22 protein-coding genes are annotated in these 24,942 nt (G+C 70.5%); 9 read left to right on the top strand and 13 right to left on the bottom strand.

The genetic code is table 11. The features are described from left to right. Positions 1–48 precede the first annotated feature (48 nt). The 4 genes from AC060L_RS28170 (at position 49) to AC060L_RS28185 (ending at position 7,210) form a co-directional block, all read left to right on the top strand. Positions 49–792 (top strand): NUDIX hydrolase, encoded by a 744-nt coding sequence (locus tag AC060L_RS28170; protein WP_483801759.1) that lies wholly within the window; start codon positions 49–51, stop codon positions 790–792. Then, positions 793–1,956 (top strand): 5'-methylthioadenosine/S-adenosylhomocysteine nucleosidase family protein, encoded by a 1,164-nt coding sequence (locus tag AC060L_RS28175; RefSeq protein WP_483801760.1) that lies wholly within the window; start codon positions 793–795, stop codon positions 1,954–1,956. Next, positions 1,953–3,968: a hypothetical protein gene (locus AC060L_RS28180; RefSeq protein ID WP_483801761.1), complete on the top strand. Its 2,016-nt coding sequence runs from the start codon at positions 1,953–1,955 to the stop codon at positions 3,966–3,968. The genes AC060L_RS28175 and AC060L_RS28180 overlap by 4 nt, the downstream gene beginning before the upstream one ends. 467 nt (positions 3,969–4,435) lie before the next feature. Continuing rightward, a complete protein-coding gene (locus tag AC060L_RS28185) occupies positions 4,436–7,210 on the top strand; it encodes a SpoIIE family protein phosphatase (RefSeq protein ID WP_483801789.1) in 2,775 nt (924 codons plus the stop codon). A gap of 25 nt (positions 7,211–7,235) precedes the next feature. Here the strand turns inward: AC060L_RS28185 and AC060L_RS28190 are convergent, their stop codons facing one another. Beyond that, positions 7,236–8,957 (bottom strand): PLP-dependent aminotransferase family protein, encoded by a 1,722-nt coding sequence (locus AC060L_RS28190; RefSeq protein ID WP_483801762.1) that lies wholly within the window; start codon positions 8,955–8,957, stop codon positions 7,236–7,238. A gap of 111 nt (positions 8,958–9,068) precedes the next feature. Between AC060L_RS28190 and AC060L_RS28195 the strand changes: the two genes are divergently transcribed. Continuing rightward, positions 9,069–9,560, top strand: a complete 492-nt coding sequence (locus AC060L_RS28195) for an Lrp/AsnC family transcriptional regulator (RefSeq protein WP_483801763.1) — start codon at positions 9,069–9,071, stop codon at positions 9,558–9,560. 52 nt (positions 9,561–9,612) lie between these two features. Here the strand turns inward: AC060L_RS28195 and AC060L_RS28200 are convergent, their stop codons facing one another. Continuing rightward, positions 9,613–10,395: a GntR family transcriptional regulator gene (locus AC060L_RS28200; RefSeq protein ID WP_483801764.1), complete on the bottom strand. Its 783-nt coding sequence runs from the start codon at positions 10,393–10,395 to the stop codon at positions 9,613–9,615. A 277-nt stretch (positions 10,396–10,672) separates the two neighbouring features. On the opposite strand from AC060L_RS28200, the gene AC060L_RS28205 reads away from it, so the two are divergent. After that, the gene (locus tag AC060L_RS28205) at positions 10,673–12,718 is read left to right on the top strand and encodes an alkaline phosphatase family protein (protein ID WP_483801765.1); all 2,046 of its coding nucleotides are present in this window, start codon (positions 10,673–10,675) and stop codon (positions 12,716–12,718) included. A 108-nt stretch (positions 12,719–12,826) separates the two neighbouring features. On the opposite strand, the gene AC060L_RS28210 is transcribed toward AC060L_RS28205, so the two are convergent. From AC060L_RS28210 to mca, 3 genes are all read right to left on the bottom strand, one after another. After that, positions 12,827–14,680: an LCP family protein gene (locus AC060L_RS28210; RefSeq protein ID WP_483801790.1), complete on the bottom strand. Its 1,854-nt coding sequence runs from the start codon at positions 14,678–14,680 to the stop codon at positions 12,827–12,829. Positions 14,681–14,949: 269 nt separating this feature from the next. Continuing rightward, positions 14,950–15,141 (bottom strand): hypothetical protein, encoded by a 192-nt coding sequence (locus tag AC060L_RS28215; protein ID WP_483801766.1) that lies wholly within the window; start codon positions 15,139–15,141, stop codon positions 14,950–14,952. Between the two features lie 115 nt (positions 15,142–15,256). Beyond that, positions 15,257–16,153: a mycothiol conjugate amidase Mca gene (gene mca / locus AC060L_RS28220; RefSeq protein ID WP_483801767.1), complete on the bottom strand. Its 897-nt coding sequence runs from the start codon at positions 16,151–16,153 to the stop codon at positions 15,257–15,259. A gap of 150 nt (positions 16,154–16,303) precedes the next feature. Here mca and AC060L_RS28225 point away from each other — a divergent pair, with 150 nt between their 5' ends. Further along, entirely contained in the window at positions 16,304–16,729 is a 426-nt protein-coding gene (locus tag AC060L_RS28225) for a DUF4307 domain-containing protein (protein WP_483801768.1), read from the top strand. A 257-nt stretch (positions 16,730–16,986) separates the two neighbouring features. Beyond that, positions 16,987–17,484, top strand: coding sequence for a transcription elongation factor GreA (gene greA / locus AC060L_RS28230; protein WP_483801769.1), 498 nt, complete (start codon positions 16,987–16,989; stop codon positions 17,482–17,484). Positions 17,485–17,539: 55 nt separating this feature from the next. Here the strand turns inward: greA and AC060L_RS28235 are convergent, their stop codons facing one another. The 4 genes from AC060L_RS28235 to AC060L_RS28250 all read right to left on the bottom strand — a co-directional run bounded on the left by AC060L_RS28235 (position 17,540) and on the right by AC060L_RS28250 (position 22,047). Continuing rightward, the gene (locus AC060L_RS28235) at positions 17,540–18,403 is read right to left on the bottom strand and encodes an ABC transporter permease (RefSeq protein WP_483801770.1); all 864 of its coding nucleotides are present in this window, start codon (positions 18,401–18,403) and stop codon (positions 17,540–17,542) included. Further along, complete coding sequence (locus AC060L_RS28240) at positions 18,400–19,446, bottom strand: ATP-binding cassette domain-containing protein (protein ID WP_483801771.1); 1,047 nt, start codon at positions 19,444–19,446, stop codon at positions 18,400–18,402. The genes AC060L_RS28235 and AC060L_RS28240 overlap by 4 nt, the downstream gene beginning before the upstream one ends. 119 nt (positions 19,447–19,565) lie before the next feature. Continuing rightward, positions 19,566–20,786, bottom strand: coding sequence for a threonine ammonia-lyase (ilvA, locus tag AC060L_RS28245; RefSeq protein ID WP_483801772.1), 1,221 nt, complete (start codon positions 20,784–20,786; stop codon positions 19,566–19,568). Between the two features lie 106 nt (positions 20,787–20,892). Next, positions 20,893–22,047, bottom strand: coding sequence for a cystathionine gamma-synthase (locus tag AC060L_RS28250; RefSeq protein WP_483801773.1), 1,155 nt, complete (start codon positions 22,045–22,047; stop codon positions 20,893–20,895). A gap of 58 nt (positions 22,048–22,105) precedes the next feature. Here AC060L_RS28250 and msrA point away from each other — a divergent pair, with 58 nt between their 5' ends. Continuing rightward, a complete protein-coding gene (gene msrA / locus AC060L_RS28255) occupies positions 22,106–22,771 on the top strand; it encodes a peptide-methionine (S)-S-oxide reductase MsrA (RefSeq protein WP_483801774.1) in 666 nt (221 codons plus the stop codon). 31 nt (positions 22,772–22,802) lie between these two features. Here msrA and AC060L_RS28260 read toward each other — a convergent pair whose 3' ends face one another. The 4 genes from AC060L_RS28260 to AC060L_RS28275 form a co-directional block, all read right to left on the bottom strand. Further along, entirely contained in the window at positions 22,803–23,063 is a 261-nt protein-coding gene (locus AC060L_RS28260) for a Txe/YoeB family addiction module toxin (protein ID WP_483801775.1), read from the bottom strand. Further along, positions 23,060–23,311 carry a type II toxin-antitoxin system Phd/YefM family antitoxin gene (locus AC060L_RS28265; protein WP_483801776.1) on the bottom strand — a complete coding sequence of 84 codons (252 nt, stop codon included), beginning with the start codon at positions 23,309–23,311 and terminating at the stop codon, positions 23,060–23,062. Before AC060L_RS28265 ends, AC060L_RS28260 begins: the two co-directional genes overlap by 4 nt. Positions 23,312–23,370: 59 nt before the next feature. Continuing rightward, positions 23,371–23,883, bottom strand: a complete 513-nt coding sequence (locus AC060L_RS28270) for a DUF1203 domain-containing protein (protein ID WP_483801777.1) — start codon at positions 23,881–23,883, stop codon at positions 23,371–23,373. An 85-nt stretch (positions 23,884–23,968) separates the two neighbouring features. Then, positions 23,969–24,934 carry a helix-turn-helix domain-containing protein gene (locus tag AC060L_RS28275; RefSeq protein ID WP_483801778.1) on the bottom strand — a complete coding sequence of 322 codons (966 nt, stop codon included), beginning with the start codon at positions 24,932–24,934 and terminating at the stop codon, positions 23,969–23,971. Positions 24,935–24,942 lie beyond the last annotated feature (8 nt).

The raw sequence follows: 24,942 nt of genomic DNA on the forward strand, positions 1-24,942 counted from the left end.
TCACCCCCTTCTTGTGTGAGTGACAGTAACTGAAGTACCTTGCAAGACATGCAAGATGACGTGTGGTCACCACCTTCTGTACTGCTGACGGTCGATCTCGTGATCCTGACGCTGCGGGAGAGTCGCCTGTACGTCCTCCTGGTGGAGCGGGGCGAAGATCCCTTCCAGGGCATGCCCGCCTTGCCCGGAGGATTCCTGAATCACGATGGTGAGGAGATTCTGGACGCCGCCCACCGCGAACTGAGCGAGGAAACGGCGCTGGCCGCCGACTCGGTGCACCTTGAACAGCTGGCCGTGTACGGGGACTCGGGCCGCGATCCGCGAGGTCGAGTCGTATCCGTGGCCCACCTGGCGATCGCACCGGGACTGCCCGACCCGGTCGCGGGAACGGATGCCACCGATGCCTCGTGGGTTCCTGCGGAGGCCGTCCTGTCCGGCGAGGTGGAGCTCGCCTTCGACCACCGTCGAATCGCCACGGACGGGATCGAACACGCGCGCACCAAACTCGAGTTCTCGGCGCTGGCCACAGCCTTCTGCAGGGAGAACTTCACCATCGCAGAGCTGCAACAGGTGTACGAGGCCGTCTGGGGCACCGAACTCGACACCCGCAACTTCTACCGGAAGGTCCAAGCCACGAAGGGATTCATCGTCCCCGCCGGCACGGACCGCAGGACCACGGGAGGACGGCCCGCACGGCTGTACCGGGCCGGTCCGAAAACCGTGCTGTTCCCACCGCTGATCCGCCCCGCACCATCCGCGACGGAAGAGAACACGAGAGGGGAAGAGGAGTAGATGTCGAATGGCCCGGTGGTGATTCTCACCGCCCTCAATCTTGAGTACCAGGCCGTGCGCCAGAGGCTGGCCAATCCGCAAGTGCGCCGCCATGAGCGTGGCACCCGGTTCGAAGTGGGAACCGTGCGGGGCACGTCGCGCAACGTCGCGCTCGGCCTGACGAGCAAGGGGAACCAGTCCGCCGCGGTGATCGCCGAACGCGCGATTCAGGAATTCTCGCCGGTGGCCGTGCTGTTCGTCGGGGTCGCCGGCGCCCTCTGGGACACCACCAGGCTGGGCGACGTGGTGATGGCGTCACACGTGTACGCCTACCACGGCGGGACCAGCGAGGACGACGGACTCAAAGCCCGCCCTCGGGTGTGGGAAGCCCCGCACGGCATCAGCCAGCTCGCCTCGCACCTGGCTCGCTTGAACGACTGGGCGGACCCCGCATCCGGTCACGAGGACGCGCCGCAGGTGCGCTTCGGGGCGATTGCCGCTGGCGAGATCGTCCAGAACTCGAGGATCTCGGCCGAGGCGAGGTGGATCCGGCAGCACTACAACGACGCACTCGCCATCGAGATGGAGGCAGCCGGTGTGGCACAGGCCGGCCATCTCAACGGGGCGCCGGTGGCCATCATCCGGGGGATCAGCGACCGGGCAGACGGCACGAAGAACAGCGTGGACGACCGCAACTGGCAGCCGAAGGCCGCGGCGAACGCGGCAGCCTTCGCCACCCGCTTGGCGGTGGAACTGCTGGGAGAACAGGAGGAGACCGCGATGCCCCGGGACGACAGGGTCCACTCGACCGACCGGCTCGACCGACACGTCAGCAACACCGCGCACCAAAGCACCGTCGGCATCATGGCCGGCTCGGTCACGGGCAGCAGCGTCCACATCAACGCGGTCCCGAAGGCATCCGGCCCGACGGACCTGATCGCGGAACTGAACGGCTTCCGCGAGCAGCTGGTGCGGCACCGTGCCGAGGGCACCCTCGACGAGGACACCTACCGGGAGGCCCTGACCGATCTGGACTCCGCCCTCCGGTCGGCCGTTGGGAACACCCCTGAATCGTCGAAGCGGACGGTCATGATGCTCAGGAGGCTGCGCGGACTGGTAGCGGAGTGCCCCGCGCTGGTGGCCGAGCTGGCTGCCATGATCGCCGCGGCCGGTGACCTGGCATGAGCCTCAGCAACGCCGCGCACAACTCCACCATCGGGTTCCAGGCCGAGACCGTCCACGACTCCAACGTCTACTTCATCCACCCGGACGCCTCGCCGCAGGAGAAGTACCGGGTGGGCGTTCAGCTCTTACAGGACGGCGTCCCCAGCCGCGCCCGCGAGATGATCACTGATGCGATCGTCCACGGGTACGACGGTGCGGAGGTGCGCTTCCACTGGGTGCTCGCCATGCTCAGCGCTCGCACCCACCACGACCTCAGCACCGAAGAGGTCCAGCGGCTGCGCTACACCTCCGGGCTCGTGCAGGCCTACGCCGAGGACGAATGGAAGGAAGCCCTGCGCGTCACTTTCGACCTGCTGGCGGTACTCAGCACCGCCAACGGCGAAACCGGCTCCGTGCTGAAGCAGCTGCAGGACCTGCCGCGCCGCCAGCACGACGCGATCCTCCGCCACCTCGACCTCATGCTCACCGGAGGGTTGAAGGACGACCTCTGGGCGGAGACCCTCGAACGTGCCGGGGCGGAGCGCTTCGGCAACGAGCGGGCCCGGCGGGTCTGGGCCTACTTCGCGCCCACCCCCATCGGGGCGCGGGCCGTTCCGCCCCGCCCGAGCACCGCTGCCGCCGCCCAGGCGGCGCTCCCGATCCGGGCTGTCCTGTTCGTTCTCAGCAGTGTGCTCCTCTGGACCCTGGCGCTGATCGCTGATCCGACCCAGGCGGTCATCGAGTTACTGGTGGCGCTCGGCGCGGGCCTGATCGCGGCCCGTTGCGGGCTCCGGTGGTGGGGCCGGGAATCCCGGCCGGGCGCATCCGGGCCCCGCATCCCACACCCGCGCGATCCCGCATCCGCCGAGGGCGGGTTCACCAAGGGCATCCGCCATTCGTTCGATCACTACTTCAGCGTTCGCACGCCTTACGGGTTCACCCCGGACACCTGGCTTGCCCACACCGCTCAGATCCGCGGCAGCCTCGCGGCCGAGATCGCGGACCTCTACCGGGAGAGCCGGATCGGCGTGGAACGGGTCAACTGGCTGATCCGATACCTCGCCGAGGACACCCGGAACCGCCACAACGACGGCACCCTGTTCGACCGGTACCGCCAGGAGCAGACCCCGGGCAGGACGAAGGCCCTGACCGTGGCGGCCCTCGCCGTTCTCGGCGCCGCAGCCCTGGCCGCGTGCGGCACGGCGGTCTCGGGTGCCACCCAACCTCAGCCCCTGTGGGCGTTTCTGGCCGTGCTCGGTGCTGCCTGGTCCGGGCACGCTGCCGCTTCCCGGTGGTTGGAAGTCAGGCGCGAAGAGTACCGACTGATCCGCGAGACCCAGGAGTACCAGGAAGAACTGACCGCGCGACAGATCGCCCACCAGCGCTGGCAGTCGTTCCTGCACGTGACGCGCCCCAGCGAGCTGGAAATGGAGACCTGGCTCACCTGTGACAGGACCTCGTTCGTCGATGAGGCGCTCCGGCACCACCAGCTCACCTGGCGCGACCTGATCACCCACACCATCCTGGTGGCCCCGGGTCCTTCCTACAAACGCGGCCGGGTCAGGGGCGGCCCCTGGCGGTACTCGCACTACCACCGTCCAGAGTGGACAGTCCCGTCTGCTGCTCTCCGTCCCCGCGATCTGCCTGGTCCTGGGCTGGACCTACCTGGTCAACGACGAGAAGATCTCGGCAATCGGCTGCTATGTCCGCGACCAACTGGGACCGCGCCTGGGGGAACTCGCCTCCACCCACGGCACGGTGTTCGGCTGGGAGGTCTACCACCGCAAGGTTGCGGGCCACACCACGCGCAAGCGGCTTCAGACCGCTGTGGACCTGTTCACGTACCTGGTCCTGCCAATGGTCTGCACGACCGCGTTCTGGCGCTCTCCCACCGTTCAGCCCCTGCTCGCGGCCGCTTCTCTCGTGCAGACGCTCGCCCTGGCCGTACTGGGCTGGCAGTTCCTGCGCCGTGCGGAGCGGTAGCAGCAGCCCCGCCGGACCCGCTCCACAGACGCGTACGACGCCTCCGGTAGGCGGAGGCGCAAACCGGGCTCCGCTATACGGTCAGCAGGCGTCCGCCCCCGCGGTCGAGCGCCTCCGTCGAAGCCTTGCCGGAACTGAGTGATCATCAAGGAGGTGCGATGACTGCGGGCTACTCGGTCCGCGAGTTCGCTGGTAGCCCGTCCCGGGGGCCCCTCACGAGCCGCCCGCTGTCTTCAACCGGTCGACGCCACCATCCGGTGGACTTGAAGCACCCCATAAGCCAGTGCGCTTCCGCCCTGTCAAGGATGACGTTGCCGACCGACGGGATGAGATCCAGGCGAAGCATCTGCTCCTGATGCGCATCGTTCGGCGCGAACTCGACATCCGCCATGTCCGCCCATCTGCCGACACCCTCGCGCTCTCGGGCCAGGTAGTTCCGCATGCTCTGAAGGAATGCCTCGGAGGTCGAATCGTCCAGCACTGACTCCCACTCCCCGTGGTCCCCTACTTGGACGCGATGTCCTCGCCGGGTGCGCGTCGAGACTCCGCCCTTGACCTGCACGGCCAGGGAGTCCGCAGTTCGCCGGCCGTCCTGGACGAAGGCGACGTGCAAGTCCTCTCCGTGGCCGTTCGCGCCATCAATCTAGACCACCAGTCGACCGGATTCTCGGCGTGCGGCAACAGACAAGGCGAGGTCGCGCTACCCAAGCGGTTCACATGCGCCAGCCTCTCACCGCTCATCGCTTGGCACCGGAACTGCCGAGCTTCGGCTCGGTGCTGTTGTTGCTGGTCGAGCGGCCGGGCTAGGCTGGTGCTCCCGGATTCTGTGAGTGATCATGCCGTGACGAAACAGGATGGGCGCCTTCCAGAGGGCCGGCCGACCCCATGGGGCGGCAGCGAAGCGGGCGCGGTGGTGGCGATCGTCGATGGTCACGGGTGCGTGACACGCTGGAACGCCAACGCCGAGCGGTTACTGGGCCGTCCCGCCGACGAGGTCGTGGGTCGGCCTGCGGTGGAGCTGCTGGTCGAGCCCGTCACGCATGACGACGTGCAACGGGCGCTGGCCGCGAACCCGGAACGGTTGAGTGGCCCGCTCGCCTTGCGGCACCGCGACGGGCGACGCGTGGACGTGACCGTGGTCGCGCATCGCGTGCCGGGCGAGGAGGCAGCGGATGACGGGCAGGACAGCTGGCGCGTCGTCTGCGCGCTGACGGGGTCGGATCCCCGGCCCGAGGACGAGGATCTCGCGCGGTGGGCCTTCGACCAGTTGCCGCGCTGCTCGGTCTCGCTGTACGACGCGCAGCTCGGGTACCGCCGCTCCAACCAGGCCATGGTTCCGGTCGTCGGCCTGCCGGACAGCGCGGTGCGTGGCCTGGGCATCCTCGACATCACCACCCAGCCGCAGGCCGTCAAGCTCGCCGACGGACTGCGCCGCGCGCTGGAGGACGGCGAGCCGGTGCACCTGGAGAGTTACCAGCGAACCGGGGGCGAGCGACGGATCCATGCGTGGTCCGTCGACTTCGCTCCCCTGAAGGACCCCGACGACGTGGTGCACGGTGTCGCCCTCGTCGCGCACGACATGACCGAGCAGTTCTGGGCGCGCAAGCGCCTGGTGCTGCTCAATGAGGCCGGCAGCAGGATCGGCAGCACGCTGGATCTCGGCCGAACCGCGCGCGAGCTGCTGGAGGTGACGGTCCCCGAGTTCGCGGATTTCGCGAGCGTCGACCTGCTCACCGCTCTCGAAGCCGACATCGAACCGAGCGACGGCGAGCTCTCCGGCAGTGTGATGCTCCGGCGGATCGCGCACCGCTTCGCCCCGGGCACGCGGCTGCCGACCGTGCTGGAGATCGGTACCACCGACAGCTATCCGGAGTTCTCACCGCCGGCGCGTGCACTCGCAGCGGGCGCCGGCGTGCTCTGCAACGCCGAGGATCCCGAATTCGTCCACTGGATGGCCGTGGACAGTCGCCGCGCCGCGATCATCCGGGACCAGGGGTACCACTCGATGGTGGCGGTGCCCCTGCGCGCCCGCGGGGTGACGCTCGGCGTCGCCGTGTTCTACCGCCGCAGCCGCACCGAGCGCATGGAACGGTTCGGGCAGGACGATCTCCTCCTGGCCGAAGAACTGGCCGCCAGAGCCGCCGTCGCGATCGACAACGCCCGCAGGTACACCCGTGAGCGTGAGACCGCGCTCTCCCTGCAACGCAGCCTGCTGCCGCAGCGCATGCCGGAGCAGGCGGCGATGGAGGCCGCTTCCAGGTACATCCCGGCGTCGAGCCGCTCCGGGATCGGCGGTGACTGGTTCGACCTGATCCCGCTCTCCGGTGCCCGGATCGCCCTGGTCGTCGGCGACGTCGTGGGCCACGGCATCCGTGCCACCGCGACCATGGGCCGGCTGCGCACCGCCGTGCGCACGCTCTCGGACGTGGACCTGCCGCCGGACGAGCTGCTGACCAGCCTGGACGACCTCGTGGTGCGGCTGTCGGAGGAGACCGGGGCCGCCGGGGAGGTCGGCGAGATAGGAGCCACCTGCTGCTACGCCGTCTACGATCCGGTGTCCGGGACGTGCACGATGGCCAGCGCCGGGCATCCGCCGCCGGTGATCGTGCCGCCGGACGGCACACCGGAACCGGCCCGGATGTCGATCGGCCCGCCGCTCGGCGTCGGCAGCGGGCTGCCCTTCGAGGCGATCGAGGTGAAGCTGGCGGAAGGCAGCCTGGTGGCGCTCTTCTCCAACGGCTTGATCGAGACCCGCGAGCGCGACGTCGACGAGGGCTACCAACGGCTGTGCCAGGTACTCGCACGCACCGGGCCATCGCTGGAGGACGCCTGCGACGCGGTCGTCGCCGACTTGGTGGCGGGGCGCCCCCGCGACGACGTCGCCCTGGTCATCGCGCGCACCTGCGCCTTGGACGACGACCACGTCGTCACCTGGGAGATCCCGCCCGACCCGTCCGCGGTCGCCACCGCCCGCAAGGCGGTCTCACAACGGCTGTCCGAGTGGGGCGCAGGCGATCAGATCTATCCGGCGGAGCTGATCGTCAGCGAACTGGTGACCAACGCGATCCGCTACGCGGCCCCGCCGATCACCTTGCGCCTGATCCGCGACCAGGTCCTGATCTGCGAGGTCTCGGATGCCAGCAACACCGCCCCGCACCTGCGCCGCGCCCGTGACTGGGAGGAGGGTGGCCGCGGCCTGATGCTCGTCGCCCAGATGGCTCACCGGTGGGGTACCCGGCACAGCCTCACCGGCAAGACCATCTGGGCCGAGATGACTCTCCCCCCGGGCTGAGCACGGCCTAGGGCCTGTCCGGGCCCTAGCTGATTGACCGCTGCGAAGCGGGCGCCGCACCGAGGATGACGGGGTCGTTGCCGAGGTCCGCCAGCAGCGCGTCCAGCTTCGCCCGGTCGACCGAGGACATCAGGAAGACGTGCACGTAGCTGCGGCGGGTGCTCTCGTCGCCCGGGACGGTCAGCACGTCCTGCGAGGAGAGGGACCACTTGGCCACCAGCTCGGGGCTGGGCTTGCGGAACCGCACGGTGATGGCGCCCGGGGTGCGGGCCGGCCACAGGTCGACGTCCTTCTCCAGCTCCAGCAGGCGCAGTTGCTGCTCCAGGTAGGCGGCCAGCTGCTGGGAGCGGCGGATCCGGTCCACCTGGTCCTGGTGGGAGTAGCGGGAGAGGTGGTCCCAGAGGACCAGCGGCGAGAAGCCGTTGCGGGAGCCGGCGAAGGTGGTGTCGGGCGCGCCGGTGTACTCGGGCTGGGACGGGGGTGCGACCTGGTACTTGACCTTCGTCATGTAGATGCCGCACGGCCAGGGCGCGCCGGGCCACTTGTGGCCGCTCATGGCGATCGAGGAGACCATGTCGAGCTCGCCGAACTCCCGGGTGGGCAGGGTGATGCCGAAGTCGAACTCCGGGAGCTCGGTGTCGGGGGTCCAGCCGAAGCCCGCCGTGCCGTCGTCCGGGGCGGCCGCGCCGGCCATCCGCATGAACGGCACGTAGCCGGCCCCGAGGGCACCGTCCACGTGGATCCAGAATCGCCGGCGCAGGTCCACCAGCGGCGCACCGGTGACCCGGTCCCTGCCGTGGACCACCTCGCCCTGGATCAGCCCGTGCTGCTCGAAGATCGGCAGCAGGCGCTCGCAGACCCCGCGCACGTCGTCATGGGCGCCCTTGAAGGTGCTGCCGAGGTTGAGGCTGACGAAGATCGGGTGGCCCTTCGCGGCGAAGAACTCCACCAGCAGCGCCAGGGCGTCGGTGTCGATCTCGCCGGTGCCGTCCCAGGAGTGCCCCGAGGGGCCGCTGCGCGAGGGCACCTCGACGGGCCAGTCGCGCGGCTCCCCCGCAGGCCCGACCAGCGGGCACTCGCCGGGGTACTGCTCGGTGCCGACGGCGTGGAAGGTCTCGACGCCCAGCACGCAGACGGCCTTGGCGAAGGAGTAGTGGGTGTCCTCGGAGTAGAAGGCCACCGGGCGGCGGGCGTTGGGGTTGACCGGCCCGACCGCCTGGCCCGCCGATGCGCCCGCCGATGCGCCGGTCGATGTGCCGGTCGAGGTCCCGGCCGTCGGCTGGATCAGCGGCTTGCCGCTCAGGTAGTCCCGGGCGTTCCAGAGCGCGTACATGTTGCCCTCGGTCGAGCCCATGGAGAGCACATAGCCCCAGTACGACTCGGGGTCGTCCGGGTGGTGCGGCCCGTCCGCGTGCCACAGGTCGGCGTAGTAGTCGAGCACGGCGCGCTCGATGACCTTGGTGTTCGGCTTGTAACCGCCGCTCTGGAACGGGTCGCCGAGGTTGTTGATGTTGTGCTGCATGAACCGGCCGAGGTCGAAGGCGCTGCCGCCCATCTCCTGCGTGGCCTGGAAACCGAGCAGGTGCCGGCGCTTCCTGGTGAGGTACTCGTCCATCCGGTTGAGAGCGCGCAGCCGCTGATCCTGATCCAGCCCACCCGCCGGTATCGCGAACTCGCGGGCGTCCGGCTCCAGCCCACTGGGCTCGTCGTGGGCCGCGAAGGCGGGCAGGGTCTCGGTTCGGATCATGGCAGTCAGGATGGAACCTCTGGCGGTATGAAGGGAAGCAATCCGCAGAAGATTCGGAATCAGCCAGGGATTCCTTGCATATCATCGGTTCGGGGAGCGACCCTGGACCTCGTGCCGAACAATCCTCACCCCCGGCAGGCGCCCCTCGACGACGTGGACCGGGCGATCCTGCGGATCCTCGCCGACGACGCCCGCATCCCGAACAACGCACTCGCGGACGCTGTGGGCATCGCCCCCTCGACCTGCCTGGCCCGGGTCCGCGCGCTGCGCGAGCGCGGCGTCATCCGCGCGTTCCGAGCCGAGATAGCCCCTGCCGCGATCGGGCTTCCGCTCCAGGCGATGATCTCGGTCCGGCTCCGGGCCCACACCCGGGAGCAGAACGAGAGCTTCCGGGCCGCCGCCCCCGACCTGCCCGGCGTCGTCGCCGTCTTCCACATGGCCGGCTCCGACGACTACCTCCTGCACGTCGCCCTCGCCCACCCCGACGCCCTGCGCGACTTCGTGGTCGACCACCTCACCACCCACCCCGCGGTGGCCCAGACCCGAACCAACCTGATCTTCGAGCAGATCGCCGGCCGCCGGCAGCTGACGCCGGGCCCGTGACTCCGCTCCACCGCGCAGAACGGACCCGCGAGGCCGATCCGCCGGACAGGCCCTAAGGCTCTTCCGGTGTCAGGCGGGTGGTGAAGCTGAAGCGGTCGCCGCGATAGAGGGACCGGACGCACTCGATGGGGTGGCCGTCCCGGTCACGGGAGACGCGGTTGATCAGCAGCATCGGCAGGGCGGGGCTGGTACCGATCAGCTGCACCTCGCGGGGGGAGGCGAGGACGGTCTCGATCCGTTCGTCGGCTTCGGCGAACTGCACCCCGGCTGCCCGCAGGAACGCGTAGAGGGAGGTGGCCGGATCGAAATGCGTGGCGAGGGTCGGGAAGCGCTGCACCGGGAGGTAGCTGCTCTCCACGCCGATCCGCTCGTCGTCGGCGAGCAGCAGGCGTTCGAGGTGCACCACGGCGGCGCCCACCGGGATCTGGAGGAGCTCGGCGAGGTCGGCTCCGGCGGGGAGCTGTTCGAGGGTGACCAACTGCCGGCCGGGGCGTCGGCCCTGCCTGCGGACTCCCTCGGTGTAACTGGCGAGGATGAGCGGCTGGACGAACTTGGGGCCCGCGACGACGGTCGAACGGCCGCGGCGCTGCAGCCTGCCCTCCAGGCGCAGCTCCCTGATGGCCTGGCGCACGGTCATCCGCGAGACGTTGAAGCGCTCGGCCAGATCTCGTTCGGTGGGCACCGTGGCGCCCTGGCTCAGCGCGTCCAGGACCGTTGAGATCTTGTGCTTCACCTGGAAGTACTTGGGCGCTTCGCCGTGTTCGGGCAGGCCCTCGCGGGCGGGCCGCAGCGCGGCGGACGGTGCGGCGCTGGTCTCGGCCGGGCGTGTGGTCACCCCGCCAACGGTAGCCGAGCCGGGTCACGCGACGCCGTGGCGCTGCCTCAGGTCCGGACCTGAGGGCCACAACACGCCGCGCGCGGCACGCCGTTCGCCCAGCCGTCGTCTGCCGGGCAGATCCCGGTCGTGCGCCGTCCGCCCGTCACCGCGATCCTCATCGCAATTGGGCTAGCCCAATTGTGCGTACGGACGCCCTGTGGTTCGGATCCCGCTTCCTCGGAGGAACTCGATGTACGGCAGGCTCAGATCAGTCACCCCTTGGACGAGCCGGGCGGTGACGGCCGTGCTGCTGGGCGCGGCGCTGTCCGCCCCGGCCATCGCCCCGGCCGGCGCCGCGACCACCGGCGCCACCGCCGGCGCCGCCACCACCAGCGCCAACCTCCTGCTCAACTCCGGCGCGGAGACCTCCCAGTGCAGCCCCGGCGGCTGGGAGGAGACCACCCTGCCGGGCTGGCAGATCACCTCCGGCGACCCGGTGATCAACTGCTACAACGCGACGAACGGCGCCAACACGACCACCCCCGGCTCGCCGACCAAGGGCGCCGCTTACTTCCAGGGCGGCTCGCGCGGTTCCTCGGAGATGACGCAGACCACGGACGTCTCCTCGGCAGCCACCGCGATCGACGCGGGCGGCGTGCACTCCACCGTCTCGGGCTGGCTCGGCGGCGTCGGCAGCTACAACGACGCGGCCGCGGTGAAGATCACCTACCTCGGCGCGTCCGGCACCTCGCTGGGCACCTCGTCCATCGGCCCGGTGCTGGCCGCCGACCGCTCGAACACCACCGAGTTCCTGCAGCGCAGCGCGACCGCCACGGTTCCGGCCGGCACCCGCTCGATCCTGACCGCGGTCGACTTCACCATGACCGGGACGCAGAACGACGGCATGGCCGACGACCTCTCGCTGACCCTCGACACCGCGGCCACCGCCCCGGCCCTGACCGTCCCGACCTCCACGGTGCCCGGGTACGACCACGTCTTCGTCGTCATGATGGAGAACAACAACTACTCCGCGAGCTCGAACACCGTCGACGGCGGCGCCGGCATCATCGGCAACTCCGCAGCCCCGTACGTCAACAACACGCTGCTCCCGATGGGCTCGCTGCTCACGAACTACCACGCCAACACGCACAGTTCAGACCCGAACTACGAGGCGATCGCGTTCGGCAACTCCTTCGGGCGCAGCAGCAAGAGCACGCCGGGAGCCGACTGCATCACCACCCCGGCCTGCGCCGCGACGAACAACGGGCTGAACGACAACCTCGACGCGGCCGGCAAGAGCTGGAAGCAGTACGTCCAGAGCCAGACCAGCAACTGCCAGACCAGCAACAGCGGCAACTACGAGAGCGACGACGTCCCGTTCTACTACGACCCCAAGATGCAGAGCGACAACGCCTACTGCCAGGCGCACTGGCAGCCGCTGCCGCAACTGCTCGACACCGACCTGACCTCGACGGCGACGACCCCCGCGTTCGTCTGGGCCGACGCCGACTCCTGCAATGACATGGAAGGCTGCGGCATCGCGTCCGGAGACACCTGGCTGAGCCAGACCCTTCCCACGCTCTTCAAGTCCCCCGCGTGGACGCAGCAGAAGTCGCTGCTCGTCCTCACCTGGGACGAGGACGGCGCCAACTCCCCCGGCGGCTTCGGCCCCGGACAGACCAACCAGGTCGCCACCGTCCTGATCGGATCACAGGGCACCGTCAAGGCCGGGTACCAGGACCCGAACCGGTACGACCACTACAGCACCGCCCGGGTCATCGAGGGCGCGCTCGGGCTGACCACGACGATGACCGACAACGACAAGTGGGCCACCCCGTACAACGAGGTGTTCAGCAACGGCGGCACCGGCGGGAACACCGGCTGCACATCGGCCCAACTGCTCGGCAACCCCGGCTTCGAGACCGGCAACGCGGCCCCCTGGACCGCCAGCACCGGCGTCATCAACAGTGACACCTCGTCCGAGCCCGCCCACTCCGGCAGCTGGGACGCCTGGCTGGACGGCTACGGCGCCGCCCACACCGACACCCTGTCGCAGACCGTCACCATCCCGGCCGGCTGCAAGGGAACGGCCAGCTTCTGGCTGCACATCGACACCGCCAAGACCGGCACCACCGCTGCCGACACCCTCAAGGTGACGGCCAACGGCACCACCCTGGCCACCTACTCCAACCTGAACGCCAACACCGGCTACGTCCAGGAGTCGTTCGACATCTCCTCGTTCGCCGGCCAGGCCGTCACCCTCACGTTCACCGGCGCCGAGGACTCCTCCTCGGCGCAGACCAGCTTCGTGATCGACGACACCGCGGTCAACGTCTCCTGACCTACCGCACCTGAGAACACCTGAGTACTCCTCAGAACAGAACGACAGCACCGGGGTGGGCCGAGCGGCCCACCCCGGTGCTGTCGTTCCGCGTGCGGAATCGCCTTGCTACTGCGCCGAGTCGGGGACGTCGGGGCTCTTGGCGTAGGCCTGGGTCGGGTTCATGCCGACGCCGTTGAGCTCGACGGTGCGGTCGGTGCTGACCTGGGCGCACTTGCTGTCGTCGTTGGCGGTCTGCGCGTCGGTGTTGCTGAGCGCGGCCTGGGTGTTGACCGGCGCGGGGGCGGCCGGGGAGCCGCCCGCGGCGGGCGATCCGGCAGCGGCGGCGCCGAAGGTGGTGCCGCTGGTCCAGTCGCTGCCGATGACGAGCGTGATGCCGGTGCCGCGGCCGGGGACGACGGCGCTGGCGGGCAGGCCGACCGAGGCGGCGACCTCCTGCGCGTCGGCTTGGCGGCCGGCGGTGTAGGTGACCTCGCTGGTGGCGGCCGAGGCGGTGGCGTTGCCGGCGGCGGTGCCCGGGTTGTAGCCGGCGGCCTTGAGCGCGGTGGCGATCTCGCCGGCCCGGCCCGGGGTGCCGCTGCCGTTCTCGACGTGGACCACGATGTCCGCCTTCGGCGCACCGGCGCCGGCGCCCGCGGCGGGTGCGGCGGCGGCCGTGGTCGGGGCGGCCGGGGCGGGGGCCCCGCCGTTCGGGTCGCTGGTCGAGGTGGCCGAGGCCGCCGCGGAGGACTTGTCGCCGCTGTCGGTGGTCAGCGACTGGTCGTTGATGATCGCGTTGAACAGGTTCTTCGCAGCCGGCGCGACCAGCACGCGTCCGTCCTCGCCCTTGAGCGTGTCCGGGGTGTTCTGCATCGTGGTGAAGGTGATCCGGTCCGGCTTGACCTTGTTCAGGTCATCGGCCAGGCCGACCAGCTGCGGCACGCTGTTCAGGGTGTTGTCCACCGTCAGCGCCTGGGTGGCCGCGTTCGCCAGCCCGAGGACGGCGGCCGGGTTGGTCAGGGTGCCGGCGCTCTTGAGCTGACGGACCATCGAGCCGATGAACATGTGCTGGGCGACCGCGCGGCCCAGGTCGCTGCCGTCACCGAAGCCGTGCCGGGTGCGGACGAACTGGAGCGCCGCCATGCCCTTGAGGGTGTGCGTGCCCTTCTTCAGCTTCAGGTGCGAGTACGGGTCGTAGACGTCGTTGGAGACGCAGATCGGCACGCCGCCGATCGCGTCCGACATCTTCACCACGCCGGAGAAGTCGACCATCATGAAGTGGTCGAGGGGTATGCCGGTCAGCTGGTGGACGGCCGCCACGGTGCAGCCCGGGCCGTAGTCCAGGGTGCTGTTGATCTGGCCGCGCTGCGGCTTCATCGAGGTGTGGTGCACCGAGTCCACGCAGCCGGGCAGTTCGGCCATGACGTCGCGCGGGATGCTCATCACGGTCGCGTTGCTGCGGTCGGCCGAGACGTGCATCACCATCTCGACGTCCGCGTTCGCGCCCGGACCGCAGTCACCGCCGATCTGGCAGTCCTGCGGATTGTCGCGCTGGTCCGATCCGATGATCATGATGTTGATCGGCGTGCGGCCGAACGCGTCCGGCTTCTCGTGGCCCGCGTCACCGCTGGTGCCGGCGAACAGCGCCGAGCTCTTGATGTTGCCGGAGAGCTCCGAGTAGAAGTAGCCGCCGACGCCGGCGGTCAGCAGCACCGCACCGGCCGTCGTGTAGCCCAGGATCCGCAGACCCTTGCGCTTCGGCTTCTTCGCGCCCTTGCGAGCCGCGGCCCGCCCACCCGTGACCGGACCCGAGGCCGAACCGGTGGCACCCGCGGCACTGGCGGCACGCCGGCCACCCGGCGCGGCGTCGCGCGGGCCCGGCACCGCGGCCCGGCCGCGGTTCGCCGCCCGGCCACCGCTCGCCGGGGCCTGGTTCGCGGCGCCACGAGCGCTCCGCCGGGGCCCGGGGGTGTCCGCCTGCATGTCGCTCACGTCGCCTGTCCTCATTCCGCCATCGGTCCGCCAGTCCGGACCCTGAGGCGCCGCGCAACCGTCCTGTCCGGTTTCGCGAGCCCGGTGGCCGTCCGGACCCGCATCAGTCGCTCGTGATGGGCGCCGATGCTGGTGATTCGGTCGTGCTCCTGTACGGGACGTCAGCGAATCGAGCGTCGGTTCCCAGGCGCGCAGCTTAGCCGCCCAGTATGCGAAACGGACCCCCGGATGGCGTAGCTCACTCAGCTCCCGCCGGGACGCTACTCCTTGGGGCTCTCGGGCTCCTCGGCGAAGTCGATCCGCTTGAACCGCGAGTTCATCGACTTCAGCAGGAACCAGGTGGCCACGCCGAGGACGGCGAAGACGACGAATCCCAGCAGGCCGGGGGTGACCTTGCTCTCGTCCAGGGCCAGGCTGGCGGCGGCGTGGGTGAGGTTCACAGAAGTGCTCATCCCCCCATGGTGACCCGGCTCCGTTCGGACCGGGGACCCGGGGTGGGGCGTGTCGCGCACGACCCGCCCCACCAGCGGTTGTGCGGCCCGGACGGAGCCGGGCCGACACCGGCGGCTACTTCGCGGCGTCGCCCGCCATGCTGGCCGCGCGCAGACCGGCGAACAGGTCGTCCTCCGGGAGGTCGGTGCCGACCAGCGAGCGGGCCAGCTCGTAGTCCTCGGTCGGCCAGACCTCGCGCTGGATGTCCAGCGGCACCCGGAACCACGGGCCGTCCGGGTCGATCTGGGTGGCGTGCGCGATCAGCGCGCGGTCCCGGGTCTCGAACCAGTCGGCGCACTCCACCCGGGTGGTGATCTCGCGCTCCTTGCGGCCGCTCTTCTCCCAGCCCGCGATCCACTCGCCGTACGGGGACTCCTGCCCGTTCTCGGTGAGGTAGGCGTGCAGGGCGCGGATCCGGCCCATCGGGAAGCCGTGGTTGTAGTAGAGCTTCGACGGCTGCCATGGCTCGCCCGACTCCGGGTACCGGTCCGGGTCCCCGGCGGCGTCGAAGGCGATCATGGTGATCTTGTGCGTCATGATGTGGTCGGGGTGCGGGTAGCCGCCGTTCTCGTCGTAGGTGGTGATCACCTGCGGCTTGAACTCGCGGATCAGCCGGACCAGTGGCTCGGCGGCCGCCTCCGGGTCCTCCAGCGCGAAGCAGCCCTCGGGCAGCGGCGGCAGTGGGTCGCCCTCCGGCAGGCCGGAGTCGACGAAGCCGAGCCAGGCCTGCTCGACACCGAGGATCGCCCGCGCCGCGTCCATCTCCTTGGTGCGGACCTGGTGGATGTTCGCCTCGATAAACGGGTCGCCCTGGAGCTTCGGGTTGAGCACAGAGCCGCGCTCCCCGCCGGTGCAGGTCGCAACCAGCACCTCCACGCCCTGGGCGACGTACATGGCCATGGTGGCGGCACCCTTGCTGGACTCGTCGTCCGGGTGCGCGTGCACCGCCATCAGTCGCAACTGCTCAGTCAACGCCTGGTTCCTTCCGGGAATGTCAGGGCTCAGCATGGGCACAGCATCGTCCCCCTATAGTGACGGACTGGAAGGCCCGCGCATTCCCCGCTCCAGCGGGCGGACCGGCACAGCCACCGCGGCGGCCTTTCGGGAAGGACTGATCCAGCGATGACCGCCACCGGCAGCACGCCCGCCGAGACCCGTACGCTCCCCGAGGGGCGCTACGGCGGCCGCACCGACCGCGAGGCGGACCGCCGGCTCAAGATCATCGGTGCCGCGTGCGCGGCCGTGGTGATCGGCCTGATCGCCTGGCTCGGCGGCTCGTACCTGCTGCGCGAGACCAAGCTGAACGGCACCGTCCCGACCTTCCAGCCCGTCTCGGCCAGCGAGGTGCAGGCGGAGCTCTCGGTCACCAAGGACTCCGGCACCGGCGGCGTCTGCACGATCCGCTCGCAGGCCGCCGACGGCTCGGTGGTCGGCCAGCTGGACGTCCAGGTGCCGACCGCGGGCAGCAGCTTCATCAAGATCGTCACGATCCACACCACCGCCCTCGGCACCACGGCCGAGCTGCTGGGCTGTACGCCCACGAAGTAACCCGTTCGGGCAGCCGTTCGCCACCCGCCCGGCCGAGCTCCGCAGGCATGACCGGGCCGCTGAGCGGGCAGTCCTCATCAAACGGGCCGTTAACGCGCCACCAACGAGACTCCCGTCCACGGCCGGACATTGTTAGGCTCGTGGTTTCGCCCCTCCCGCGCCGGACGGCTCGGTTGCGGGCATTTCTTTGATGTCCAGCTTTGATGACCAGCAGTGACCCACCCTCTGCAGCACCCAGCACCGACGAGGAGCCCCCTGTGACCCAGACCAGCGAGAACGTGACCTGGCTCACTCAGTCCGGCTATGACAAGCTCAAGGACGAGCTGGCGAACCTGACCGGCCCCATGCGCGCCGAGATCACGCAGAAGATCGAGGCCGCGCGCGAGGAGGGTGACCTCAAGGAGAACGCCGGCTACCACGCCGCCCGCGAGGAGCAGGGCAAGATGGAGCTGCGGATCCGCCAGCTCACCCAGCTGCTCGAGCGCGCCAAGGTCGGCGAGGCCCCCGAGGACTCCGGCGTGGTGGCCCCCGGCATGGTGGTGACCGTGGCGTTCGACGGCGACGCCGACGACAAGATGGTCTTCCTGCTCGGCTCCCGCGAGGTGGCCGACGGCAGCCTCGACGTGTACTCGCCGCAGTCGCCGCTCGGCCGCGCGATCGACGGCCGCAAGATCGGCGAGGACGCGCAGTACGAGCTGCCGAACGGCAAGAAGGCCAGCGTCCGGATCCTCGAGGTCAAGCCGTACGAGGACTGACCGGCACGGCACCAGGCGTCACCGGGGCCCCGTCCGTCTCACCCGGCCGTACGAGCTACCCGACGGCCGACCGGTACTTGCGCACCGACAGCCAGGAGAAGACCGCCATCACGATCAGCGAGGAGCCCACCGAGGCCAGCACCGCGTGCTGCATCGGCCAGACGTCCGCGACCGGCCCGACCTGGTTGCCGAACAGGCTGCGGCAGGCCTGCACCGTCGAGCTGAACGGGTTCCAGTACGCGATCCCCTGCAGCCAGCCCGGCATGCTGCTGACCGGCACGAACGCGTTGGAGATGAAGGTCAGCGGGAAGAGCCAGATCAGCCCGGCCGAGGTGGCCGCCTCCGGACTGCGCACCGAGAGCCCGATCAGCGCGCCGATCCAGGAGAACGCGTAGCCGAGCAGCAGGAGCAGCAGGAACGCCCCGAGCGCCTTGGGGACGCCGTTGTGGATCCGCCAGCCCACCGCCAGCGCGACCAGGGCGAGCACCAGCAGCGTGAACGCGGTCTGCACCAGGTCGGCGACGGTCCGCCCGACCAGCACGGCCGAGCGGGTCATCGGCAGCGAGCGGAACCGGTCGACCAGCCCCTTGGTCATGTCCTCCGCGATCCCCGCCGAGGCACCCGCCACCGCGAAGGTGACGGTCTGCGCGAAGATGCCCGCCATCAGGAACTGCGTGTAGACGGACGAGCTGGACCCGGCGCCCGGGATCTTGATCGCGCCGCCCATCACGTACGAGAAGAGCAGCACGAACATCACGGGCTGCATCAGCCCGAAGACGACGATCTCGGGGATCCGGGTCATCCGGCGCAGATTGCGCTTGGCCACGACCCAGGAGTCGTGCACGGTCGCGGCGATCCCGTGTCGCTGGCGCGGTACCGCGGCGCCGATCGCGTGCTCGGTAGCGGTGCCGGCGCTCATCGGGCAGCCCCCTTCTTCGCGCTCTTCGCGCTCTTCGCATCGGCGTCCGGGTCCGCGTCCTCGCCTGCGCCCGGGCCGGCGCCGTCCCCCGAGCCGTTCTCGTCGAAGGTGGCGTGGCCGGTCAGCGACAGGAAGACGTCGTCCAGGGTCGGCCTGCGCAGGCCTATGTCGTCGATCTCGATCTCCCGCGCGTCCAGCTCCCGGATCACGTCCGCCAGCACCTTGGCGCCGCCGGAGACCGGGATGGTGATCTTGCGGGTGTTCTTCTCCACGCTCGGCTCGCCGACGGCGTACGCCTTCAGCGCCTCGACGGCGGACGCGATCAGCTCGCGGTCCTGCACCACGACCTCGACCCGCTCGCCGCCGATCTGCGCCTTGAGCTGGTCGGCGGTGCCGCGCGCGATCACCTTGCCGTGGTCCACCACGGCGATGTCGTGCGCGAGCCGGTCCGCCTCCTCCAGGTACTGCGTGGTGAGCAGCAGCGTGGTGCCCTGCTCGACCAGCGTCTCGATGACCTCCCAGAGCGCGAGCCGGTTGCGCGGGTCGAGGCCGGTGGTCGGCTCGTCCAGGAACATCACCGGCGGGCGGACGACCAGCGCGGCGGCCAGGTCGAGCCGGCGCCGCATGCCACCGGAGTACGTCTTGGCGGTGCGGTCGGCGGCCTCGGTCAGGTTGAACCACTCCAGCAGCTCGCGGGCCCGCGCCTTGGCGTCCCGCGGGCTCATCTGGTAGAGCTCGCCGACCATTTGGAGATTCTCACGGCCCGTCAGGTACTCGTCCACCGCCGCGTACTGACCGGACAGACCGATCAGGCTGCGCACCCGGTTCGGGTGCTTCAGCACGTCCACTCCGGCGACCACGGCGCTGCCCGAGTCCGGGCGCAGCAGCGTGGTCAGCACCCGCACGGTGGTGGTCTTGCCGGCGCCGTTCGGGCCGAGCAGCCCCAGCACCGTGCCCTCGGGGACGTCCAGGCTCACCCCGTCCAGAGCTCTGACGTCGCCGAACGTCTTGACCAGGTTCTCGGCTTGGATGGCTGGCGGCATGGGCCTGCCTCATCTCCCGGGGTCGAATGCGAACGGAATCAGGACACTTCGCAGCTCCCACTCTGTCCTCATTCGCGCCGGCCAGCCACTGGAATTACGTGAACCCAGGGCGACAAGCCCTAGCGCGACACCACGTACCCCGCCTCGCCCAACTCCCCGACCACCGCCAGGCAGTGCTCCGGCCCCTTGGTCTCCAGGTGCAGGTCCACCTCGACCTCGGCCAGCCCGAGCGCGGGATCGGTCCGCACGTGCGCGACGTCCAGCACGTTGGCGTCCGCCGCCGAGAGCACGCCGAGCAGCGTGGCCAGCGCGCCGGGGCGGTCGGTCAGCCGGATCCGCAGCGAGAGGTAGCGCCCGGCGGCCGCCAGGCCGTGCCGCAGCACCCGCTGCATCAGCTGCGGGTCGATGTTGCCACCGGAGAGCACCGCGACCACCGGGCCCTCGAAGCTCTCCGGCGGATGCTCCAGCAGCGCCGCGATCGGGCTCGCACCGGCCGGCTCGACCACCAGCTTGAGCCGCTCCAGGCCGAGCAGCAGGGCCCGCGACAGCGAGTCCTCGGTCACCGTGCGCACCCCGTCGGCGAGCGTGTTGACCAGCTCGAACGGGATGTCCCCGGGCCGGCCGACCATGATCCCGTCGGCCATGGTGTGGAAGGACGGCAGCGACACCGGCCGCCCGGCCGCCAGCGAGGGGACGTACGCGGCGGCGCCGGCCGCCTGCACGCCGATCACCCGGACGTCCGGGCGCAGCGGTTTCACGGCGGCCGCGATCCCCGCCAGCAGCCCGCCACCGCCGACCCCGACCAGGATGGTGCGCACCTCGGGGCACTGCTCCAGGATCTCCAGCCCGACGGTGGCCTGCCCGGTCACGACGTCCCAGTGGTCGAAGGGGTGGATGAAGACCGCCCCGCTCTGCTCGGCGAACCGCTGCGCCGCCTCCAGCGCCTCGTCCACCGTCGCGCCGTGCAGCCGGACCTCGGCGCCGTAGTCCCGGGTGGCCGCGACCTTGGGCAGCGGTGCGGCGCGCGGCATGAAGACGGTGGAGCGCACGCCGAGCAGCGCGGCCGCCAGCGCGACGCCCTGCGCGTGGTTGCCGGCACTGGCGGCGACCACCCCGCCGGCCCGCTGCACCGGGGAGAGCCCGGCGATCCGCACGTACGCGCCGCGCAGCTTGAACGACCCGGTGCGCTGCAGGTTCTCGCACTTGAGGTGGACCGGCGCGCCGATCAGCGCCGAGAGGTGGCGGCTGGTCTCCATCGGCGTGACCCGGGCGATCCCGGCGAGCATCTTCTGCGCGCCACGGACGTCGTCAAGGGTGATCGGCCAGCTCTGGCTCTGCATGGGGCCAAGCGTAGGGCGCTCCGGTGGACCGGAGCGCCCCGTCTCACTTCAGCGCCACCGCAGCGGCACTGCAGCAGCACTTCAGCGGCACTGCAGGACGGCTCGATCAGTCGAGCGCCTGGGCCAGGTCGGCAACCAGGTCGTCGGCCGACTCGATGCCGACCGAGACGCGCACCAGGTCGGCGGGCACCTCCAGCAGCGAGCCCGCGACCGAGGCGTGCGTCATCCGGCCCGGGTGCTCGATCAGCGACTCCACGCCGCCCAGCGACTCACCGAGCGTGAACAGCTTCGCCCGGTTGCAGACCTCGACCGCCGCCTGCTCGCCGCCGGCCACCCGGAACGAGACCATGCCGCCGAAGGCCTTCATCTGCTTCGCGGCCACCTCGTGGTTGGCGTGCGAGGCCAGACCCGGGTAGAAGATCTCGGTGACCTTCGGGTGCCGGGCCAGCAGCGCCACGATCTGCTCGGCGTTGGCGGTGTGACGGTCCATCCGGACCCCCAGCGTCTTGATCCCGCGCAGCACCAGCCAGGCGTCGAACGGGCCGGAGACCGCGCCCATCGCGTTCTGGTGGTAGGCCAGCTCCTCGCCGAGGCCGGCGTCGGCGGCGACCAGCGCGCCGCCGACCACGTCCGAGTGCCCGCCCATGTACTTGGTGGTCGAGTGCACGACCACGTCCGCGCCGAGCGCCAGCGGCTGCTGGAGGTACGGGCTGGCGAAGGTGTTGTCCACGACGAGCAGCGCACCCGCCTCGTGCGCGATCTGCGCGACGGCGGCGATGTCGGTGATGCCGAGCATCGGGTTGCTCGGGGTCTCGACCCAGACCGCCTTGGTGTTCGGCTTCAGCGCCGCCCGCACGTTCTCCGGGTGCTGGGTGTCGGCGACGTCGTACTGCACGCCCCACCGGCTGAGCACCTTGTGGAAGAGCCGGAAGGTGCCGCCGTACGCGTCGTTCGGGATCACGATGTGATCGCCCGGCTGCAGGATGGTGCGCAGCAGGGTGTCCTCGGCGGCCAGGCCGGAGGCGAAGGCCAGGCCTCGCTGCCCGCCCTCCAGTGCCGCCAGGCACTCCTCCAGCGCGGTGCGCGTCGGGTTCGCGGAGCGGCTGTACTCGTAGCCGCCGCGCAGGCCGCCAACACCGTCCTGCTTGTAGGTGGACACCTGGTAAATGGGAGGGACGACGGCCCCGGTCCGGGGGTCTGCTTCCTGCCCCGCGTGGATGGCGAGGGTCTCGAAGCCCTGAGGGTGCTCGTGCTCAGTCATAACGCCGAGCGTAATACCCGTCAGGAATCCACGAACCCAGCCGCGCGTTGTGCTGGTCATGCTCTTCCACCGCGCCAAGACCGAGCTCGTTTCCTCCGACGCCGCGCTGCCCGGCCGCGCGGCCGCCGCCTTCACGCTGACCGAGCCGCACACCGTGCTCGGCCACCCGCTGGCCGGCCCCTACCCCGCCGGCCTGGAGATCGCCGACTTCGGCCTCGGCTGCTTCTGGGGCGCCGAGCGCACGTTCTGGCGCCTGCCCGGCGTCTGGACCACGCTGGTCGGCTACCAGGGCGGCCACACCCCGAACCCGACGTACGAGGAGGTGTGCAGCGGCCGGACCGGGCACACCGAGGCGGTCCGGGTCGTCTACGACCCCGCGCTGATCTCGTACGAGACGCTGCTGAAGACGTTCTGGGAGGCGCACGACCCGACCCAGGGCTTCCGCCAGGGCAACGACGTCGGCACCCAGTACCGCTCCGCCGTCTACACCCACTCCGCCGCCCAGCTCGCCACCGCCGAGGCCTCCCGGACCGCGTTCCAGCCGAACCTGTCGGCGATCGGCCTGGGCGAGATCACCACCGAGATCGCCCCCGCCGGCCCGTTCTACCCGGCCGAGCCGTACCACCAGCAGTACCTCTCCGACGCCAAGAACCCGAACGGCTACTGCGGCCTCGGCGGCACCGGCGCCAGCTGCCCGATCGGCGTCGCGAGGACGAACGGGTGACGTAGCACCCGGCCTGCCGCCGCCGCTGCCGCTACTTGCCGTAGTGGTAGCGGCAGGCCGCGATGCGGATCTCGTCGGCCGCGATCTTGTAGACCAGCCGGTGCTCGTCGGTGATACGACGCGACCAGTAGCCCTGGAACCCGTGCTTGAGCGGTTCCGGCTTGCCGATCCCCTCGTTGCCGTTGCGCCCGATGTCCTTGATCAACTCGTTGATGCGCTTGAGGACCTTCCGGTCCTCGGTCTGCCACCAGACGTAGTCGCCCCAGGCGAGCTCGTCCCAGACGAGTTTCATTCGGCGAGCTCGCGCTGGACCCCGCCACCTGACTCCAGGCGCTCGATGGCCGTGACCAGCCGCCGCGCGTTCTCCGGACTCCGGAGCAGGTAGGCGGTCTCCTTCAACGACTCGTAGTCGGCGAGCGAGACGATCACCACCGGCTCGTGGCCGGCTCGGGTGATCACGACCTCCTCGCGGTCGTTGGCGACGGAGTCGAGGGTCTCGGCATACTTCGCGCGGGACTCGGAGTAGCTCATTATCCTCACGGGCTTCCTCCCATCGACGTACAAGAAACTGTACGTCTGCCGAGTCGGGACGACAAGCCTCACCCCGCCCGGCGTACCTCGTGCTGGAAGCAGCCGAAGCCCAGTGCACGGACGTGCACGATCGCGACCTCGGGGTCGCTGAACAGGGCCGCGAGCACCTCGTCGGCCAGGTCGAAGCCGGGTTCGGCGACCAGGACGCCGCGCAGGATGTGGCCCTCGCGGTGGTAGGCGCGGAAGACGCGCTCGCTGCCGTGCATCGCGACGGGGTAGTCGGGGCCGGCGCCCGGGCAGTCGGCCGGGTCGGCGTGGACGAAGACCGGGCCGGTCTCGTCGTACGGGCCCGGGTCGGCGCCGGTCTCGGCGGCCCAGCGGCGCAGCGGGGCGTAGCCGAGCAGCAGCAGCGCCTCACCCGGGTGGGACTTCGCGAGGCAGCAGCGCAGCGGGTCACCGCCGGTGGTGGCGCGGACCGGGCGCGGCCGGTGGCCGGAGTCGTCGAGGCGGCGCAGCTCGGCCAGCACCTCGGGGGCGATCGGGCGGATCTCGTAGGTCTGCACGGAAAGCGAAGTGGTCATAGCGCCAGCCTGCCGCTCGGCGAGCGGACCGGCTGGCGCTATTCGGACGTGGCGATCAGCGGTGGTCAGTGGCGGTCAGTGGCGATCAAGCGGCCGGCCCGCCCGCCCGCAGGGCGGCGATCAGCCAGTCGAAGGCCGGTGCCAGGCTCGGCGCCGCCGGCCAGCCGTTGATCACCCCGATCAGCTGCCAGTACCGCTCGTAGCGCGGGTCGTTGCCGGTCACCATCCGCTCCAGCAGCCAGCCGCGGAACTCCGGGCCGTCCTCGCGCTGGAACAGCTCGGCGAACGCGCCGGCCAGCTCGTCCAGGACCGGCCGGGCGGCCGGTGCGGCGGGCTCGACGCCCGCGCCGCGCGCCTCGCCGGTGCGCAGCAGCACCAGGTCCACCACCGCCCGGTCGGCCCCGGTGCCGGTCTGCACGCCCGATGCGCGCTCCTGCGCCTGGTAGGCGGCGGCCCGCCGGATCCCGGCGCGGAAGTCCGGGTCCTGCACGAGTTCGGCCAACTCGACCCAGGCGTCGGCCTGCTGCGGGGTCGGGTCGTCGGGCAGTTCGGGCATCGCACCGCGCATCTTGGCCACGAACTCGGGGCCGACGTCGAGCCCTTCGAAGGCCTCGTCGATGAAGTCGTTGATCAGGCGGCGGCGTTCCTGGTCGGTGAGCTTGGCGAGCTTGTGCATGAGTTCCATCTCCTCCGGGGTGGATCCCCGCCGGGCCACGGCCCGCAGTACGGCCCGGCGCAGCCGGAGCGTGCGGATCTGCACGTCCAGTGCCTCGGCGTGCGCGGTCGCGACCTCGGCGACGGTGACCTCGCGGTCCAGCACGCGCTGGATCGTGGCGAGGTCGACGCCGAGCTCGCGCAGCGTGCGCACCAGGTCGAGGCGGGCGAGGGCATCGGTGCCGTAGAGCCGGTAGCCGGCGGGGGTTCGGTCGGTCGGCGGCACCACGCCCGCGTCGGACCAGAACCGGATCGTCTTGACCGACAGGCCGGTCAGCCGGGCCAGTTCGCCGATCGTGCGCAGGGTTTCGTGAGTGTCACGGGTGTCGCCGTCCATGTCCGCCA

The organism is Kitasatospora sp. NEAU-69 (genome assembly GCF_057158765.1).

Excerpts from the sequence above, each read along its gene's own strand:
- AC060L_RS28235 (WP_483801770.1), bottom strand. The coding sequence starts at position 18,403 with ATGAGCGCCGGCACCGCTACCGAGCACGCGATCGGCGCCGCGGTACCG.
- AC060L_RS28215 (WP_483801766.1), bottom strand. The coding sequence starts at position 15,141 with ATGAGCACTTCTGTGAACCTCACCCACGCCGCCGCCAGCCTGGCCCTG.
- AC060L_RS28240 (WP_483801771.1), bottom strand. The coding sequence starts at position 19,446 with ATGCCGCCAGCCATCCAAGCCGAGAACCTGGTCAAGACGTTCGGCGAC.
- AC060L_RS28170 (WP_483801759.1), top strand. The coding sequence starts at position 49 with ATGCAAGATGACGTGTGGTCACCACCTTCTGTACTGCTGACGGTCGAT.
- AC060L_RS28185 (WP_483801789.1), top strand. The coding sequence starts at position 4,436 with ATGTCCTCGCCGGGTGCGCGTCGAGACTCCGCCCTTGACCTGCACGGC.
- AC060L_RS28225 (WP_483801768.1), top strand. The coding sequence starts at position 16,304 with ATGACCGCCACCGGCAGCACGCCCGCCGAGACCCGTACGCTCCCCGAG.
- ilvA (WP_483801772.1), bottom strand. The coding sequence starts at position 20,786 with ATGCAGAGCCAGAGCTGGCCGATCACCCTTGACGACGTCCGTGGCGCG.
- AC060L_RS28180 (WP_483801761.1), top strand. The coding sequence starts at position 1,953 with ATGAGCCTCAGCAACGCCGCGCACAACTCCACCATCGGGTTCCAGGCC.
- AC060L_RS28175 (WP_483801760.1), top strand. The coding sequence starts at position 793 with ATGTCGAATGGCCCGGTGGTGATTCTCACCGCCCTCAATCTTGAGTAC.
- AC060L_RS28210 (WP_483801790.1), bottom strand. The coding sequence starts at position 14,680 with ATGCAGGCGGACACCCCCGGGCCCCGGCGGAGCGCTCGTGGCGCCGCG.
- AC060L_RS28250 (WP_483801773.1), bottom strand. The coding sequence starts at position 22,047 with ATGACTGAGCACGAGCACCCTCAGGGCTTCGAGACCCTCGCCATCCAC.
- msrA (WP_483801774.1), top strand. The coding sequence starts at position 22,106 with ATGCTCTTCCACCGCGCCAAGACCGAGCTCGTTTCCTCCGACGCCGCG.
- AC060L_RS28190 (WP_483801762.1), bottom strand. The coding sequence starts at position 8,957 with ATGATCCGAACCGAGACCCTGCCCGCCTTCGCGGCCCACGACGAGCCC.
- AC060L_RS28275 (WP_483801778.1), bottom strand. The coding sequence starts at position 24,934 with ATGGACGGCGACACCCGTGACACTCACGAAACCCTGCGCACGATCGGC.
- AC060L_RS28260 (WP_483801775.1), bottom strand. The coding sequence starts at position 23,063 with ATGAAACTCGTCTGGGACGAGCTCGCCTGGGGCGACTACGTCTGGTGG.
- AC060L_RS28270 (WP_483801777.1), bottom strand. The coding sequence starts at position 23,883 with ATGACCACTTCGCTTTCCGTGCAGACCTACGAGATCCGCCCGATCGCC.